The organism is Richelia intracellularis HH01, assembly GCF_000350105.1.
Lineage (GTDB): Bacteria > Cyanobacteriota > Cyanobacteriia > Cyanobacteriales > Nostocaceae > Richelia > Richelia intracellularis.
Genome location: NZ_CAIY01000027.1, coordinates 228,923 through 246,759 on the forward strand (window position 1 = coordinate 228,923; position 17,837 = coordinate 246,759).

General features: G+C 32.1%; 9 protein-coding genes, 1 other RNA gene and 1 pseudogene. 6 read left to right on the forward strand and 5 right to left on the reverse strand.

Annotation, left to right across the window (positions count from 1 at the left end):
• The first annotated feature begins 13 nt into the window (after positions 1-13).
• Together RINTHH_RS02515 and RINTHH_RS02520 are read left to right on the forward strand one after the other, a co-directional pair.
• Positions 14-1,206: pseudogene (locus RINTHH_RS02515) on the forward strand (class I SAM-dependent methyltransferase).
• A 642-nt stretch (positions 1,207-1,848) separates the two neighbouring features.
• Entirely contained in the window at positions 1,849-2,721 is an 873-nt protein-coding gene (locus RINTHH_RS02520; protein ID WP_044304423.1) for an NAD(P)-dependent oxidoreductase, read from the forward strand.
• An 84-nt stretch (positions 2,722-2,805) separates the two neighbouring features.
• Here RINTHH_RS02520 and RINTHH_RS02525 read toward each other — a convergent pair whose 3' ends face one another.
• The 5 genes from RINTHH_RS02525 to RINTHH_RS10960 all read right to left on the reverse strand — a co-directional run bounded on the left by RINTHH_RS02525 (position 2,806) and on the right by RINTHH_RS10960 (position 8,110).
• A complete protein-coding gene (locus tag RINTHH_RS02525) occupies positions 2,806-4,107 on the reverse strand; it encodes an MlaD family protein (RefSeq protein ID WP_008232529.1) in 1,302 nt (433 codons plus the stop codon).
• Complete coding sequence (locus tag RINTHH_RS02530) at positions 4,107-4,889, reverse strand: ABC transporter ATP-binding protein (protein ID WP_008232530.1); 783 nt, start codon at positions 4,887-4,889, stop codon at positions 4,107-4,109. The genes RINTHH_RS02525 and RINTHH_RS02530 overlap by 1 nt, the downstream gene beginning before the upstream one ends.
• 650 nt (positions 4,890-5,539) lie before the next feature.
• On the reverse strand, positions 5,540-6,907 hold the full coding sequence (locus RINTHH_RS02535) for a UDP-N-acetylmuramoyl-tripeptide--D-alanyl-D-alanine ligase (protein ID WP_008232531.1): 1,368 nt from the start codon (positions 6,905-6,907) through the stop codon (positions 5,540-5,542).
• A gap of 395 nt (positions 6,908-7,302) precedes the next feature.
• Entirely contained in the window at positions 7,303-7,770 is a 468-nt protein-coding gene (locus RINTHH_RS02540) for a tellurite resistance TerB family protein (RefSeq protein ID WP_008232532.1), read from the reverse strand.
• Positions 7,771-7,948: 178 nt separating this feature from the next.
• The gene (locus tag RINTHH_RS10960; protein ID WP_008232533.1) at positions 7,949-8,110 is read right to left on the reverse strand and encodes a hypothetical protein; all 162 of its coding nucleotides are present in this window, start codon (positions 8,108-8,110) and stop codon (positions 7,949-7,951) included.
• A gap of 3,506 nt (positions 8,111-11,616) precedes the next feature.
• On the opposite strand from RINTHH_RS10960, the gene RINTHH_RS02550 reads away from it, so the two are divergent.
• The 4 genes from RINTHH_RS02550 to RINTHH_RS02560 all read left to right on the forward strand — a co-directional run bounded on the left by RINTHH_RS02550 (position 11,617) and on the right by RINTHH_RS02560 (position 17,768).
• Positions 11,617-12,321, forward strand: coding sequence for a hypothetical protein (locus tag RINTHH_RS02550; protein WP_044304424.1), 705 nt, complete (start codon positions 11,617-11,619; stop codon positions 12,319-12,321).
• Positions 12,322-12,462: 141 nt separating this feature from the next.
• An RNA gene (gene rnpB / locus RINTHH_RS10095) (RNase P RNA component class A) lies at positions 12,463-12,905 on the forward strand.
• A gap of 1,423 nt (positions 12,906-14,328) precedes the next feature.
• Positions 14,329-15,048, forward strand: a complete 720-nt coding sequence (gene rnc, locus RINTHH_RS02555) for a ribonuclease III (protein ID WP_008232535.1) — start codon at positions 14,329-14,331, stop codon at positions 15,046-15,048.
• Between the two features lie 2,501 nt (positions 15,049-17,549).
• Positions 17,550-17,768 (forward strand): hypothetical protein, encoded by a 219-nt coding sequence (locus RINTHH_RS02560; protein WP_044304426.1) that lies wholly within the window; start codon positions 17,550-17,552, stop codon positions 17,766-17,768.
• Positions 17,769-17,837: the final 69 nt, after the last annotated feature.

Consider the following 17,837-nt stretch of genomic DNA (forward strand, 5'->3'; position numbering starts at 1 on the left):
GATAGGTAATTCTATGGATTATAATCCAGCATTATATGAAGTTATAGCTCACCATATTACTACCAGTCCTAAGGAACTAATTACTTTTGCCCAATACATGGATTTAGTATTGTATCATCCTCAACATGGTTATTATTCCAATCAAGAAATAAATATAGGTAAAAAGGGAGATTTCTTCACTTCTGTGCATTTAGGAGCTGATTTTGGCGAATTGTTAGCTGAACAGTTTGTGCAGATGTGGAACATTTTGGGAAATCTACAATCATTTGCTTTAGTTGAAATGGGTGCAGGGCAAGGATACTTAGCACTAGATATACTTAAATATATCCAACAACAGCACCCACATTTCTACTCCTGTATAAATTATATAATTGTGGAGAGGTCACCGGCCTTAAAGGAAGTTCAGCAGAGAAAGTTGGTAGGATACCCTGTTAATTGGCAGACATTAGAAAATATGCCTAGTAATTCTGTTACTGGTTGTTTTTTTCTAATGAGTTAGTTGATGCCATGACAGTGCATAGATTCCATATTATTGAGGGAAAACTTCAAGAGATCTATGTCACGACTAAAAATATGTTGCAAGATGGAGGAAAAGACAAATTCTCCCAACCTTTATTTGCTGAAGTCTCCGGAGAACCATCTACACCAAAAATAAGGGAATACTTTCAGCTAGTTAATATAAATGTTGAGAACTACTCTGAAAATTATCAGAGTGAGGTAAATCTAGCAGTTTTAGAATGGTTAGCTATAGTTAGTGATCGCTTGCAATGCGGTTATATCTTAACCATAGACTATGGTTATCCTGCTCATCGCTACTATAACCCCATGAGATCAAAAGGTACTTTACAATGTTACTGGAAACATCAACGTCATAATGACCCTTACATTAATATTGGCAAACAAGATATTACTGCTCATGTAAATTTTACTGCCCTGGAGAAATGGGGCAATTATTGCGGTTTGACAAAATTAGGTTTTACCCAGCAGGGATTATTTCTAATGGCTTTGGGGTTGGGAAACCGCCTGGCCTCCCTTTCCTGTGGAAACCAAAAAATATCCCAATTGCTATATCGCCGAGATTTACTACACCAATTAATAGATCCGATGGGACTAGGAGGATTTGGTGTTCTATTGCAATCTAAAGGACTTCAAAAATCTAAAATTTCTCAAACACTCAGAGGATTTACTACTCCTGATTTGTCCTAAGTCTTTAATACCAAAACCCTTTCGAGTCCGAAGCTAACATTATTTAGAGCTGAGGGATAATATAATGCAATGACAAATGCAAGTTATAAAACTTTAGAATTAAAATTCTCACTTGAAAATATGAATTGGATATTAGGGGAATACTCTATCTTAATCCTTATCTCTTCTGTACTAGGGTCATTTGAGAGCAAGCTAAACCCATATATATGTGGGTTTACAAAAGTTTGCCCCTTTTTACGATTGGGACTAACTTGGAAAAATTAGAAGACAAGAGAGGAATAACAATCCCCTGATTTGCTAATTTGAATAACATAATTACAAATTGTAATAATTAGAAAGATTATTTTGATATTGGAACAATTGTTTATACTGTTAAATCAACGATTGCTAAAATTATTACAAGGGCAATTTTTGTTAAAAATATAGATGAGAAAAGGAGCATAACTATGAATACTCATGAATTATTAATGCTGATTTCATTATTAACTCCAGGAATTTTACTTTCAGTCATAATCATGGCGACTTTCGCCGCAGGGGGATAGGTTTTCAAGATTCATGCTGGGAATTAACTAATAATTTTATGACTCAGCAATGAACAACTTTCAATTGACAGCAAACGCTCAACCATTGGGAATATAAACAATGAAGGTGGCATTTCTGGGGACTGGATTGATGGGACAACCTATGGCTCAAAGACTATTAGCAGCTAATATTCCGGTTATAGCCTATAACCGCACCCTAGAAAAGTTAGAGCCATTAAAAGCTGCTGGTGCGGAAATTGCAGCCAAACCCTATCAGGCTATTCGTGCTGCTGATTGTGTGATACTTATGCTTACTAATGCTGCAGCTATTTACAGCGTTTTACTTTCTGATCGCTCTTCTGGGGCAGTACAAGGACGCAGTATTATCCAAATGGGGACTATTTCGCCCACGGAAAGTAAGGAGATTCAAGATACTGTGGAAATTGCGGGGGGAGAGTATTTAGAAGCTCCTGTATTGGGTAGTATCCCAGAAGCAAGAACTGGGAAGTTAATTTTGATGGTAGGGGCTTATCGAGAACAATATTATCGTCACTTAGATTTACTAAAGAATTTTGGACCAGAACCAGTATTGGCAGGTAGAGTGGGAAGTGCTTCAGCCCTCAAATTAGCAATGAATCAATTGATTGCTTCCATGACTACAGCCTTTGCTCTGAGTCTGGGCTTTATCCGGCGTTATGGTATAGAAGCAGATTTATTTATGCAGGTCTTGAGAAATAGTGCCCTATATGCACCGACTTTCGATAAGAAGCTATCAAGAATGTTGAATGATAATTATGATAACCCTAATTTCCCAATAAAACACTTACTCAAGGATACTGATTTCTTTATCGAAGAGGCTAAACTCGCAGATCTGAATGTACACAGCATTGAAGGTGTAAAGCAAATCATAGAAATGGCCATGAAAATGTCATTTGCATATGCAGATTACTCCTCCATATTTGCTGCTATTGAATCAGGAGACCACTCAAACTAACCTGCTCGCAATTATCATATCTCTAATATTATTTGCATCCCCTCAGCCTAATTTAATGAAAATTTTGGGGTAGTTTAACTATTATTATTCCCAATCATTTGTAGTCAACTTGGTGGTATTTATCAAAACAGTGTGGGGAATTTGCAGGTTATTACGAGTATCATTTACATCATTATTTTTCACAGTTCCGATGAAAGAGCTTGCAGGGTTTTTCACTTCTTCCAGGTTTGTGGCAAACTTTATACCGTGCTCAATTTTTTTTGTGGAAGAAACCAAATCACTTAGGCCATCAATTAACTTTTTTAAGTTCTGACGAAAGTCGGGGCTACCTGTTAACGCGTCTAAATCAGAGGTAATTTTTTGAGTATTTTCAAAGGTTACCCTGGCAGAATCTAAAGTCTTTTGTAAAACAAGTAAATTATCTGGACTGCTCAGGGTTGTAGTAACATATTTAAGACTGGCTGAGGCCTGGGCTGCATTCGCAGAAAGAGTTTCTAAGTTCCTAATTAGTTGTCCTTGGTTCAAACGATTAAGGGTTGGAGACAAATTATCCAAATTTTTCAGCAATTTATTAGCCTGACTAACTGTTAAACTAATATTCTTGGCCGTAGCACCAAATTCATTTGCCGTATCTCCCAATTTAATAACTGCTTCCGAGCTTGATGTACTAATCTTATCTGCGGCTTTGGAGATAGAGTTTGCAGCACTTGAAAAACTGCCGAACTGGCGTTTTGCAATTCTTGTCAACTTAGTAAGTTCACTGCTCAGTTGAGCTATTTGTGATGCAGCAATAGAGGTATTGTTTAAAGTGTTATCGATATTAGCATAGAAGCTAGGGTCAGTATATACTTTAGCTAAACGACTAGTAGTACGGATGAGCTCGTCCATACTAATACCAATTCTACCCTGAAGACGGGAACCATTACAGACTATAAGTGTATGTTTACAATTAGGGTCTAAAGGACCGGCAACTCTAAGAGTAGAGACAAATGGTTTTTCGGGTGTAATATCAATAACACTTTCACCAATTAACCCAGATTGATTGGCTTCTACAACAATGTTTTTAGGGATAATTAGTTCTGACTGAGAGATTTCAATTTCTACCTCCACAGTATTAGGCCCTGGTTGTATAGAATTAACTCGACCTACTTTAACACCACGATATCTTACAACTGCACCTTTTTGCATTCCCCCAGCATTTGTGAATTCCACGATCACTTTATAGGTTTTACCAAATACAGCAAATCGACTTAACCAGAGAACTGCTCCACCTAAAATAGCCAATCCCAATAATATCAATAATCCTACAGAACCCTCTCTAAAAGTCCTTCCAGATACAAAGGGGATTTTTCTTCTTAGATTGTTTACCTTATCTTTTTCTGACATTAACCTGCTACCTGAATTGGTCCTGATAGATTCCCACTCATAAATTGTCGAATTAAAGGATGGTCTGTATTATCAATCTCGCTTATCCGACCCTGCCATTGGAGTTTACCCTGATGGAGAAACACTATTCTATCGGTTGTACGGCGAATTGTGCTATCCTGATGTGTCACAATGGCATAGCTCCCCCAGGCTCCTTGGATGGACTGCAAATGACAGATCAAATCTTCAATTACTGTAGAGGCAATAGGGTCTAAACCTGCTGTGGGTTCATCATATAGTAGAACTTCTGTACCCTGTTTAGGATTGTCTGGATTGGACATAATTGCCCTGGCAAAACTTACTCGTTTTCTCATTCCTCCTGAAAGGACTGATGGGTAAAGATCTCCCGTTCCTGATAAACCCACCATGTCTAGTTTCTCATTTACTAGTTTCCGAATACATGATCGCGGCAACTTGGAATTTTGATATAGTAAGAAACCCACATTTTCCTCCACGGTTAGAGAATCAAATAATGCTGCTTGCTGAAAGACCATACCAATGCTCACCCCATCAATGCGATCCTCAATTAAGCCTTCTCTTTTAACTCCTTCAATGTATACTTCACCACTATCAGGTTCCATTAGTCCCGCAATTATCCGCAAGATTGTTGATTTTCCTGTACCACTAGGACCAATAATTCCAAGTGCTTCCCCACGACAAATTTGTAAATCGACATTATCTAATACCTTTTTATTACCAAAACTTTTAGAAATACCTTTTAATTCAATAATGACTTTAGACATGGTATTTTATGTTTTATATTTATGGACAGTAAGGAAAACTTCCAATAGAACTATCTTAGAGGGTTTTGCTTTTTAATCTAATTATTATCTACATAAGTAATTGATATATCAAAACTCACTCAGTGTTTAGTATTATTACCATCAGATAATTAAATTAAGTGTTATATTTTATTTCTAAACAACTTTAATTATTATCTAGTAATACTGAGCTGATCCTATCTACTTTCTAGTAGTAATAACAGTTGTTAGCAGTTATGCCATTTGTTTTTCTGTGGATTTTTAACTTTCTAATAATATAGAGTATTCTTCGTATAAATTTTTGCTTAGAATTAAAACTGTTGGGCTGGGGCTTGTTAGCAGTAAAATCTAAAATCTGATTTTAACTACATTATCATTATTCTATTTTTAGTCACTTTCATACTGTAATGGGTTAGAATCTGAATCTACTCGGTATTGGTATATAATTAAGGTGGATATGGCTGTATACATCTTGTTTGACTAATTATCCTTAACAAGAGTGGCAAATTAGGATTTATGTAATCAAGCAATAAGTGGGGGTTTCAAAATTATCCTAGTCACTATATCTAGTAGAAATGTTTCATCTGAATTTATATTAACTTTTCTTTTCGGAAGATTTTGTGAACTCACTTTCAAGAAGTGGTACTAAGGCATAAATCATCTCGTAACTGAATAACCACTTCCTCTAAACCTACAGAATGAGATGCCTTAAACAAAATTTGATCACCTGATTTAATATATTTTTTCAGTCCTGCTAATAACTCTTCATGGCTGTTAAAACACTGGCTAGGTACACCAACTGCTTTCTCTACAATCGCTTCAGTATCCTCACCATCCATTAACACGACCAAACCATCCAACTGTAACTCTCTTACCGTTTCACCGATTTTTTGATGTAATTGCTGTGATTGCTTTCCCAATTCTCTCATAGCACCCAATACAGCAATTCTCCTTTTACCAGGTGTTTGCGACAGCAAATTTAAGGCTGCTATCATCGCTTCTGGTGCGGCATTATAAGTTTCATCTAAAATTACTATTTTATTAGGTAAAGTAAAACGTCGTGATCGCCCCCCAGGTATATCCACCATTATTCCTGTTTGTAAGGTAATCCAATCAATATCTATAATCTTAGCTATAGCTAAAGCAGCCATGTAATTAGAGGCAATATGACGACCAGGCATAGGTAAATTAAACTTCATTCCTTCAATATCTAGGGTTTGTAGGTCAATTAACTTGCCTCGAATATCTCCCCCAGTAAATCCAAATGTAATCACCCTTCCGTGCCATAATTGGCTTGCCACCTCTATAAGCAGAGGATTATCATAATTTAATATTGCCACACTGTCCTGAGACATTTGTGCTAGCAGTTCGCATTTTGCCGATGCAATTGCTGCTTCAGAACCCAGCAAGTCAATATGTGCTTTACCCACATTTGTAATAACCCCAATAGTTGGACTAACAATGTCCGTTAACTCGGCAATTTGTCCTGCACCTCGCATTGCCATTTCTATTACAGAATAATCATACTGGGCATCTAACTCCAATAAAGTTTTTGGCACACCAACCTCATTATTAAAGTTTGCATAAGTCTTATGAACTTTACCCTTAGTAGCTAAAACTCCAGCAATTAACTCTTTGGTAGTAGTTTTACCAACAGAACCAGTTATCCCTATTACTGGTATGTTAAAGTGATCACGCCACCATCTAGCAATCTGCTGGTACGCCGCTAAAGTACTTCTAACTTGCAATATAGGGAAACCTTCATCTTGGTACTCAAAGTCGGCTATAGCAGCAATTGCGCCATTTCTAACTGCTATTGATATAAACTTATGGCCATCAAATTTCTCCCCCCGTAAAGCTACAAAGACTTCACCTTGCTTAATAATCCTTGTGTCTGTTTGTACCCCATTAATGATTTGCACCAAAGCTTCTATCGATAAATTAATAGCCTTAGCACCAATAATGTTGACAAGTTGATTAAGAGTTGCAAAACAAGGCATAATCCCATATTACCTTTGAAAATTTTAACATTTTAAACCCCTTAGATTCAAAGTAATTTAACAGTCTAGTCAGTACATTTATTAATTAGGGTAGAAAGCCTACCTGCTAGGAGGAAATCAAGTTACAATCAAATCAATTTAATAATTTACTTAGATAAAAAAACAAGGTGTATTATTTAGCTGGTATAGTTTATAATCATCCAAATTAATTAGAATAGTACCAAAGAAGTTAAAACCCCTTTAGTACATTTTCTTAGCAGTGGTAATAGTTGGGATAAGCCAAGTGTTGGTATATTTGTTAAATATCTACTAGAAAATGGCAAAGCAGGGGGATACTTACCTAGTTATTACTTGTTTTTATTTCCTTTCCCTTAGGGAATCTTAGGGAAGTAATTTCAATCGTCCATAACTGATTGTCCTTGGTTTTTTATCAAAATGACTTTTACAATCTGATTGGCCATATCACTGTTAATATTCAAACAGTGGTAAAGATCACTGAGGAAATCTTGCTCTTCAGTTGTCATATCGCCGTCTGAAAGCACCATATCTGTAGCTAATGCAAAAGCTGATTCCTTTAAGTTGTCTGGTAAGGAAGATTGTGCTGCTCTAAATAAGGTATCTATTCCTTCAGTCCGCAAAAGATTGAGGAGTTTCTCAAACATATCTACAAGCAGATCATTAGTATAAGACTGAAACAACTTCATCCTAGATAGGATACCTGATACGTGATGCGATTCTTCTTTAGAAATATGACCATTTGAAGCTATTGCAGCTAAGGTAATAGCAACAAAAGCCTCCTCTGGACAAAGAATATCTTGAAATTGATTATGAGAATCTAATACATTCTTATCAAATAAACTCACTTGTTATTTGCTCCATTCAATAAACACCTCGTCTACAGTATTTACACGCATAAAAATGCACTTAAATGTAGAAGAATATAATATCTTGAGGTTTATGTATTTTAGTGTTCCCAGTATTTTGCTCTGGTTAACACCGGAAATAAGTGGTTTTAACATAGGTGATTTTTATTACTAGACTTTAACGAAAATGTTTGGGACTAGCAGGATAAATATTATTTTTTTCGATAGATCCAACAATTGCTAAGCCGATAGCTGAGACTACAATCAATATCAGGACAGAAATTAAAAAGGCATTAACAAATATCCGCAAGGCTTCATCGAAAAAGAGGTAGGTAGTCATAGCTCGCATCTCAACTCTATGTTGCTAGTAATATTTACTTTCTCCAGCTACAAAAAACAATTTTCGCCGAAAAACTACCAGCATTTGCATATTAACAAAACTTTAAAATTTTGGCGAATTGTACAGAAGTTTTGCAAAAGTATTTGCGGTAAAATATAATGGTAATTATCTTATGTGTAAACTTTTAATTTTTTGTACTGAATAATTCCTGGGCAACATATTTACTTTCTATGTAAAAATTTTATATTTTTTGACTATTAGATAATTAAATAACTTCAAGATTTAGGATTTATATAGTAGGTATTAGGTAGTAATAAGAGTAGCAAATTCTAGGAATACAGGTAAGAAAGATAACCTACCGCTACAAAAATAAGGCAAAATATTAAAATATTTGTTGATGAAGTAAATTATAGATATACTTATAGAGTATAAAAAATGATATAGTCACTGAAAATTAGGTTAATCTAACTAGAAAATCAGTAGATATATTAAGAATAATAGATAACTAATATCGTGAAGTTTTGTAAAAATAACTACCAGTAAATTTGCTAAAATCAAAAAGCATATTTAAGAATACATCATAGGGGCTAGGAGTATATTCAGAGTTTTCATATTTAGGAATAGAATTTTGCTTTTTTGAGTATTATAGACTTGAGGTTTGAAAACTAAAAAAGTATAAGTGCTATAGAAAATATAGAATCCAGTAGTGAAACAATCTACATTATAAAATATAAAGTAGTACAGGCTTTAAAAAAACTGTGAAATGATAATATATCAAATACAAGCGTGTCTTTAACATTTATATAGCAAAAAAACTATACATAGACCCTTGTATTCATTTAATAGTAAAATACATTAACTGGGCTACTACAAGTATTTTTAATGCGAATAATTAACCACAGACATTTGTACTGCTAAAACCAGTAAAAACTTTTGCATAACCTAGAAAAACAGAAATTAGTGTGGTAATACTTTTAGCAAAAACCCAATAAATAGCTATAGTAGTATCTACGAATTTCGGTAGTCTCAAGGATTTAATTGTGGTAAGTAATCATTTTGCTTTATTTTATTGTTCTAGCTCTCATTCTCATACAGATTGATAAGCCATTATAAAGATTTGGGAAGTTATAAAGCTATACTTTTATCTCATGCTTTTAATATTTGTATTTGATAATAGTTATACAGTAAAATCTCAAAGGAAATATTAGGCAAATTTAATTGAATATTTCAAGAAACCAATTAAATTGTGTTGTTCAAAAAACAAAATATTTGCTTAATATGTATCAGCTTTACAGGTTAATTTTTTCATAACTATACTCTTTTGCAAATATCTTGAAATATGGATTTACTTTGCAGGTAGTTATTCTAGTTATAAATAGAATTTGAATCTACTACTTATTTCTTGATAAAACTGGAAGAATAACTAGTAAGATCATTATACTAATAATAACTAAAACTTATGTTAATTTAACAGTATCATAAACATACTCAATATTTTTATGCATATACTTAACCCGTTAAAACTCTTTCAAGATAATTTCCATAGAGATATCTAATAAAATTATCTTGAGTTAATGAAATTAAATATTTTATGGTCAAGATAACTCTTGAGTAGTTTATTCTACTACTCAAGAGTTAGTTAAACTCAACAAAAAATACAATACTCCTTGAATTTTCCAAGTATTCTATTAGTTCTGATATTTATATCTAAATTCCCAACTACATTTTGAGTAGGTTTATTTACAACACAAAATTCGGTTGAGATCTCAAGTTTGAGGCAAAATTTAATTGTGCCATTGTTCTCTAGACTATCTGAATATGCAATCGAATGAAAACTTAACTTAACAAATATTCCTTTTAGGATTAATAAAAAGAAAGGTTAAGATTTTATTTCTTAATAAGGCCACCTCTACCTGAATATACTCACTATCAATTCCGCCAGTTTTATCTCGATTTATAACCACCCAATAAATTATGTAATTAGAAGTTAAATAATTTATTAATGCAAGTTTTACTTAATACTTATATATAGCAAGATACTTCTTTTTGTTAATTAAATTTATATATAACTTTTTTGCACAAAAACTATCTTTATATATGGTAATAACTATGCCATAGTTAATAACTTGAAGTCGTCTAGTAATTTATACGGGTACACTATATAGCTATGACTAGTAAATTTATATATAATGCTAATTAATACAAACATTTTTCGATATAGCTTTAAACAGGTAAAATACATAATTACCAACAAAATATTTACAACTAATGCAATATAAATATTTTATACTCCACACAAATTGAAAATGATTTTAAAGTAGAGTATCAGTCAAAATATAATGGTACTTTTATTATCCAATCATTCATTAATATACTGATTTTTAAGATCTGAGAAAGAAAAATAGCTAATTTAATATTAAACCTAGTGAAAAACTATTATTGATTTTAATTAATCACTCTAACAAATAAGGTTTTTTGTTTTATATGAGATGTATTCTGGAATAAAGTTAAAAAGCTATTAAAATATTTTCTGAGATTCAGTGGTTTAAATTTTAATAACTAGAATACTACTCATTTCTTGGTTCATAAAAGCTCTATCTAATCAAACTAGGGTTTTTATGAACCTATTACTTTCCATATAACGTTTACAATAAATTTTGCAATACGTTCTTAGCAAGAAGATTTGTTTAATAAAAAAGAATAAATTAAACAGTATAGCAAGTTTTATTGATACTGTTAATATGATTAATGTATTTATAATTTATGTAGCCAAATACAATGACATCTTAAAACTCTAAACACTCAAAAAATAAAAATGAATTGCTTGTATAAAGTGAAAGTGACACCTATAAGTACTTTTTATTATAATTTCAAAATAAAATGGGTTATTTTTAAGATCGGTAAACCTCAGCAAATCTCACTATAAATTGTGTAGTGTAAAGTATAATTGATGGTATCTAAAAATAGATATATGCTTAGCTAATTCAAAATCTAAAGTATAATATTAATTCAAAGAATAAAAATATAAATTAGGGTTTAACGTATATCATGTGCAAATAGAAAAAATACTTTTATCTAAGTAAAAAATATACACTGCAGATTTTATTAAAAAGAATTTATAGCAATTGGATATGGGATATTTTGAAGATTATTGATTTAATTATCACTAATGTTAGGACATATATTTCTTGCTTGATTAATTTCTGAAATAGACCTGATTACATATGATAGTTAGCATGCTTTTTGCATTTCATATGAGTATGTAAATTATTACACCACAATATTAAATTTGATTTGTGTAGCTAGTATATATGAATTCTTAATGTAGACTAAATCACACTAATTACTAATGATAGTGATCATTAGTAATTAGTGTCCTTATTTTAATGAAGTTATTAGTGAATAATTATGTTAACTTAACATAATTATAAAATTCTAGGTTCAAACTAGCTTAAATAACCAGCACGTGTCAGAGCCACAATAAGGAATTTCGCATTCTATAAATTATGAACAATGACAACTTAGATTTATTTGTATTGACACTTTATATTATCGGTATTACCTATACATTTAATCGTATGGTTGACTCTATCGGTGATCGTATAAAAGTAGAGTGTGATGCAAGAAAAACTATTACCGAGCAATTAAAAAGGCAAAATTTGGAAGATAAGTTAGAGATATCCTTTTCTTTAAAAGGGATATATCCAATAGATGAACCTGATACCCTATTCATGAACGTTAAAAATAAATCTGAGAATTTAGCAATTTATGTGGATTGGGATAATAGTTCTATTGCAGGTATTGATCAGCGGTCACGGCGAGTAATTCGTAAATCACCAGACTTAGTTAGGGATTTGGCTGTACCTCAGATTCCAAGTTTGATTGTTCCTGGTAGAACTCTCAAAGAATCAGTTACTGCAGAAGATGTATTCAAACGAGATAAAGAAACAGGTACATACTCCCCAGCTCTTCCAATAGCTAATATTCCTGGGTTACAAAAAGGAGGAAAACTCCAAAAAAAGCAGTATATGGATTTTATGAGTGGCAAGATAGATTTTGAGTTTTCTCTGGATTTAGTTTTAAGAATAGCAGAGGCTACCTATGGTGTTAACCAAGGAACAAATATTCCTCTTGTTTGTATTGTTAATTGCCCTTTTAAAATTAAAAAACTTCCTTGGACTTATGCACTTCCCTGGAATAGAAAGAAGTAATGTAGTAGAAGAAATAGAAAGAGAGTGGTAAGAAATGAGTTAAGAAGAAGATATTTTGACTATCAACTATCGACTGTAAGTCTCCTAACTTTATCATTAGTTTCCCATATGCAACATAAAATACTAAACTAATTAATAGGAGAGAGTAGGTGTAGGCGGTTACAGAATGGTGTAAACACCATTTTGAGGAAAGTCCGGGCTTCCTAAAGACCTGACTTGCTGGATAACTCCCAGTGCGAGTGATCGTGAGGATAGTGCCACAGAAAAATACCGCCTCTAAATTTTAGATTTCAAATTGCAAATTTTAGATTTTAGAATCAATCGAAAGTCCAAAATTTAAAATTTGAAATCCTTAGGGGTAAGGGTGCAAAGGTGTGGTAAGAGCACACCAGCAGTATCGAGAGGTACTGGCTAGGTAAACCCCGGTTGGAAGCAAGGTCACAGGAGTGATGGTTGGTCTTTTACCGACTCCGCTAAATTAGAGCCGCTAGAGGTGTTTGGTAACAAACATCCCAGATAGATAACCGCCCTCATGAGTTAATTGCTCATGAGAACAGAACCCGGCTTACTACCAACTCTCTCTCTACTAATAGTTTTTACTGAATAGATAAAAAACATCTCCAGAATATATAATTAAGTAGGAACAATGGGACTATAAAGGGGTATAAATAAAATGAAGGAAAGATCACCTTACAAAAAACGATGCTATTACAAATTATGCCTAGCTTTTTTCCAGAAACATTTAATTAGGCTTTATTAGTATATATTTTAGATGTTAGCAAGTCTATTTCTTTATCCAATAAGGTTTGATTACCCTAGATTTAGATTTAATTTATAAAAATTCTTTGAATGTAAGTTTCCTACAGATGAGATCATTTTTTACTTGAAAATTATTAGATTTTTTAGGATACAATTCAGGGTTATGATCAAGACCCTATAAATAATTTTTTATGGGAGACTTATTTTGACCATAAAATAAAAATATCACCATTGTTATACTTCAAATTTAGATGCTTGATAGAAAGCATAATTTTTGTCCATAAGAAGTTTTCTTTATTCTTTAAGGAAAATATTTGTAATTAACTTTTATAGTGATACACATAGAAAACCAAACTAGAATCATTTTCCAAGACTTTTTTCATTTGTATTGTATATTGATACATATAAAAAATACTTAGAATTTGCAATTATTGCTGACCATTAGAAATTTTTTATGATACTTTTGAGAAAACTAAATATTTGTTTTTAGGCCAGTCTGTTGGTAGGATTAAGGTACAAAAAAACAGTTAAATTAATGCCTTATTTTAGTTGTATAGTATAATTTTTACTTTATATTTAGACTTGCATTAGTTTTGAGAATAAATCTGAACTATTTAAGTTTACTCAGGAAAATATAAAGAAATAAGCTAATTACTTTTTTCATAACTCTATGCTTTGAATTGTAGGACTTTACAACACTTACTTAAACCTAGTCTAGATTTATTGCCTCAAGGCAAACTTAATAAAACATATTTTGGACTTGATTTTACTCCTATCATGATTTTTTGCGTTTCCATTCAAACTCTTATTCTTTAGAAAACTTGCTAAGTTGCTTATATCGAAAAAAATATGTGCTGATTCTTCTCTAGAAATGATTGTTATTACACTTTATAAATACCTTGTAGTATAATCTTTAATCCTTATTCTTTAAGATGTCATATACTTAGCTTAAGTCTGTAACATCAATAAATTTTTAGCAGGCTGGTAAATAAATATTATCAAGTTCGCAGTGAGCTACAAATTCATTGTATAAGGGTTAAAGTACTTGCTACAATACCCTTAATTTTGTCTCAATAAGAACTTTCACAGTTGTAAATATGAAACTAAAATCCAAGTTAAGGGAAACTCATTTCCCCTAACTTTACAATCAAGTTTTAAATCATCTGTGTTTGAAACTGAGACCATACTAAATTCCACTCCCACCTATCAGCACAAAAATTTTCTTAACTATATTATCAACATGCTTTAATGAAACTTGCTTATCCACGTCGACAACGCCAACTCGAAACTTTAGTCAAAAAATTAGGCTTGTCACTAGAAGAACCAATAAAGTGGGATTTACTTGACTTAGCACTTACCCATCCTTCTGTTTCAGATTCTGACAATTATGAACAATTAGAATTTTTGGGGGATGCAGTAGTACGTTTGGTGGCAGCAATAGTTTTATGGGAAAAATACCCAGATTTTCCAATTGGAGATTTTGCTGCTATTCGTTCCGTGTTAGTAAGTGATCGCATTTTGTCAAAATTGGCTAAGGAATATGGTTTGCAATTATATTTACTAGTAGCAGGCAGTGCTAGTGGTGATCGAGTAGGACAACAATCCCGGTTAGCAGATGCTTTCGAAGCGGTTCTTGGTGCGTTATATCTCAGCACCAATAATTTGGAGTTAATTCGTCCCTGGCTGGATAGTCACTTTTGCAAACTCGCCACTGAAATTCGCCGTGACCCTGCCAGGCTTAACTACAAAGCTGCTTTGCAAGAATGGACTCAAGCACAGTTTAAGGTGTTACCAGAATACCGAGTAGTAGAGATACCTCCTTCTGTACGTAATCAAGAACGCTTTATAGCTGAAGTATGGCTGAACGGGAAAAAATTGGGGAATGGTAAGGGACGTTCTATTAAAGCTGCAGAACAAGCAGCGGCAAAAGTAGCTTTTTTATCAGTAAATTGCCCACAAAAATCTTAAACCCTTGCTAATTTAAGCTGCTACAAACTATTATATAGCTATCTGTAGCAGCCAATTAAAAAATGCACTTCCTATGATTAATATTATTAGATAATACAAGTATTTACTAATAATTTTTATTACCTATTATGAATTTTAAAGTAGCTAATACCAGAAAGTTATTAACAACTATTAAGCATTCTTTTAACTAACCAGATAATTTATCATTAAAAACTCAGTTACAATAGGTAAGGAGATTAAAAAATTTAGCCACTACAAATACTGTACATACTCATTATCCTCTGTTGAGTATGTACTTCAGTAAAAAGAACACTTTTTAGCTAAAAACACTAAACTTTCAGCCAGAGTAGTATTATGAATTTTGCTTAGCATATAGAACTTTAAATTAATAGTTAGTTCTATTATTAATTAGAATATTTAAGTTATAGTGAGGCTAGTTGTTATTTATAATATTGCAATTTTATTGATTGGTTATAGCAAACTTCTATCACGAAAATAGAATCTGGGATTACAATATATCTACAACTTCAAAGATCAAAAGTAGCTACAGACTTATTATGAGTAACTCCTAAATTTACTCAGTCTTGAAATCAAATATCCAGCTGTATTGACTATATTAGTATTAAGTAATAACTATTGATAATAGAAGGTTGACCAATACTAAGTCAAACTTACTATACTGGAGTTCAAAACATTAGACTGATAATTTTATATCCATCGATTAATGATATATAATATCAACTATTGTTCAATAGTAAATTTTATAAAAGGCTTTTAATTTATTCTAGTATTTGATACTCTAAATACTAGAATAAATCAGATATTTACTTTAGTCTTCTTGACAGCATATTAGTAAATAGACTAACTGACTTAAGAGCTTTCTTCTATTTTTAGAAAAAACTACCTAATAGTAGAACGAAAATCGATTTGTAATTTCATTTGATATCTATCAGTTACCAGGGACATAAAAATCCTTATTTACTAAGTCAAGAAAAGATTTATCCGCTTATAAATTTATTATTAATGGTTTTGATATACTAATATTAGTAAGTATTTTATAACTGCTTAAAAAGCATATCATAAATGTATGATTATGATATGGCTTAGTCATATCTCTTATACTTTGATATATTTCTACTAATTAATTTAAGTAAATAGAGGTTGAGGAAAAATAAGTGCCCTTCAATATACCTTTTAGAACCCATTATTTACAAAAAAATTATGCAATTTATACTTCGCTTTTTCCCAAAATTATCAGTATCCCAGACATTAGTCTCAATAGTAGATATAAAACCGATTTCTTAATCAGGATAAAGTCTCCACTTTTCTTGCTTAAGCGCGATCAAAGCTAATTTTCTCTCTGAAGAATTTGTAGATAATTTATATCTTGGTAAAAATTCAAAAGAGGTGAACTTATGGCAAGGATTGCAAGAATAAATACATAGGACAAGCAAAAAATCTTCTATTGCCTGTAAAACAGAAATAATAACCCCTACAGCAACAGAAGTTATAGCTAAATTAGAGATGGGAGTTATTAATATTAGCTGTGGCTTGGGTTTATTACAGTTTGATAAGAAACAAGAAATATTAAAAATGTGAATAGTCTGTGAACATCACAGGGTTTTTTGAGTATTCTTACAGCAGATAATCAAGTTCAAGAAAATATAGATATTTGGGGCTATACTAGTAATCCTCTAAATTTAATGCAGGACACAAAAAGGCAATTCGACAGCAAGAACATTTTTAGTCCCGGGCATTTTGTTGGAGAGATATGATGAACCTCAGATAACAAGTGAGAATCTGAAATTAAAAATCCTATTCTTCGTATATTTATACTATTTCTTAATAAGAACAGTATTAGACATTAGCTATGCAAATTCCGTATTATAAAAACGGTCAGCAGATCAATATAAAAAAGCTTAAAGGTTTTGATAATAAATAGCCAAAAGATTCTAAATTAATTGATAGTTGCATGCACTATGGGTTTTATCTTTTCATCTATCCTACTTATCAAGTAATTGGCAAATAAATGGATTCCCCTAGTGGTAGAATAAACTTAATATATGCAACTAATAAAGGGAAAATAGCATTAAGTAAATCCACAATAAGGCTTTTGATTCTTATGTAGTTTATTTATTATGTTATCATACATCCTTCTAGGATGGAACATGATAGAACATGATAGGCTAATAGCTGCAAGTAATCTTATGCCCGCTGTTTAAAAAATTCTGCTATCCGCAAAATACTTCTATCCCTATTTTTCTATATTAATAGGTTAATATTTTTCTTTTTTGTCCTCTTATTTTCTCAAAAACTGGGGTTTTCTAAATTCTTTTATGCCACAAAAATACTTTATAATGTCTCCCATATTTTTACAGTGATGGAATCTCTTCTGACAGAGGCCACTTTAAAATATTTCCAAGATGATTTGCCAATTATTATTCTTGCGTAACAGAAGAAATACGATTAGGTGTAATTAATTCTGGGTTGCATACAAGTGAATGCAGCAATTTGTTGTGGTAGTACAGAAGTTTATAATATTTTGCAATCTGAAATGGCAGAAGAATTGTGGTGATCAAAGGTACAAAACCTCTTTTCGACCTAATTCTGGTTGTAGTTTACAGATTAGGAAACATTTACAGGAAAATCAGATAATTATCATACACCCTATAGAATTTCTGGACTATACAATTCAGGATAAGAAGTTAACAGGTATGTAGCTAACCCACAATAATAATTTTATGAATGTCAAGGTTATACGACTTCCCGCTTGAGTACTTTGTGAGTGT

Coding starts and splice junctions, on each gene's coding strand:
- RINTHH_RS02525 (WP_008232529.1), bottom strand. CDS start 4,107: ATGTCAGAAAAAGATAAGGTAAACAATCTAAGAAGAAAAATCCCCTTT.
- RINTHH_RS02535 (WP_008232531.1), bottom strand. CDS start 6,907: ATGCCTTGTTTTGCAACTCTTAATCAACTTGTCAACATTATTGGTGCT.
- RINTHH_RS02550 (WP_044304424.1), top strand. CDS start 11,617: ATGAACAATGACAACTTAGATTTATTTGTATTGACACTTTATATTATC.
- RINTHH_RS02530 (WP_008232530.1), bottom strand. CDS start 4,889: ATGTCTAAAGTCATTATTGAATTAAAAGGTATTTCTAAAAGTTTTGGT.
- RINTHH_RS10960 (WP_008232533.1), bottom strand. CDS start 8,110: ATGACTACCTACCTCTTTTTCGATGAAGCCTTGCGGATATTTGTTAAT.
- RINTHH_RS02560 (WP_044304426.1), top strand. CDS start 17,550: ATGCAGCAATTTGTTGTGGTAGTACAGAAGTTTATAATATTTTGCAAT.
- RINTHH_RS02520 (WP_044304423.1), top strand. CDS start 1,849: ATGAAGGTGGCATTTCTGGGGACTGGATTGATGGGACAACCTATGGCT.
- rnc (WP_008232535.1), top strand. CDS start 14,329: ATGAAACTTGCTTATCCACGTCGACAACGCCAACTCGAAACTTTAGTC.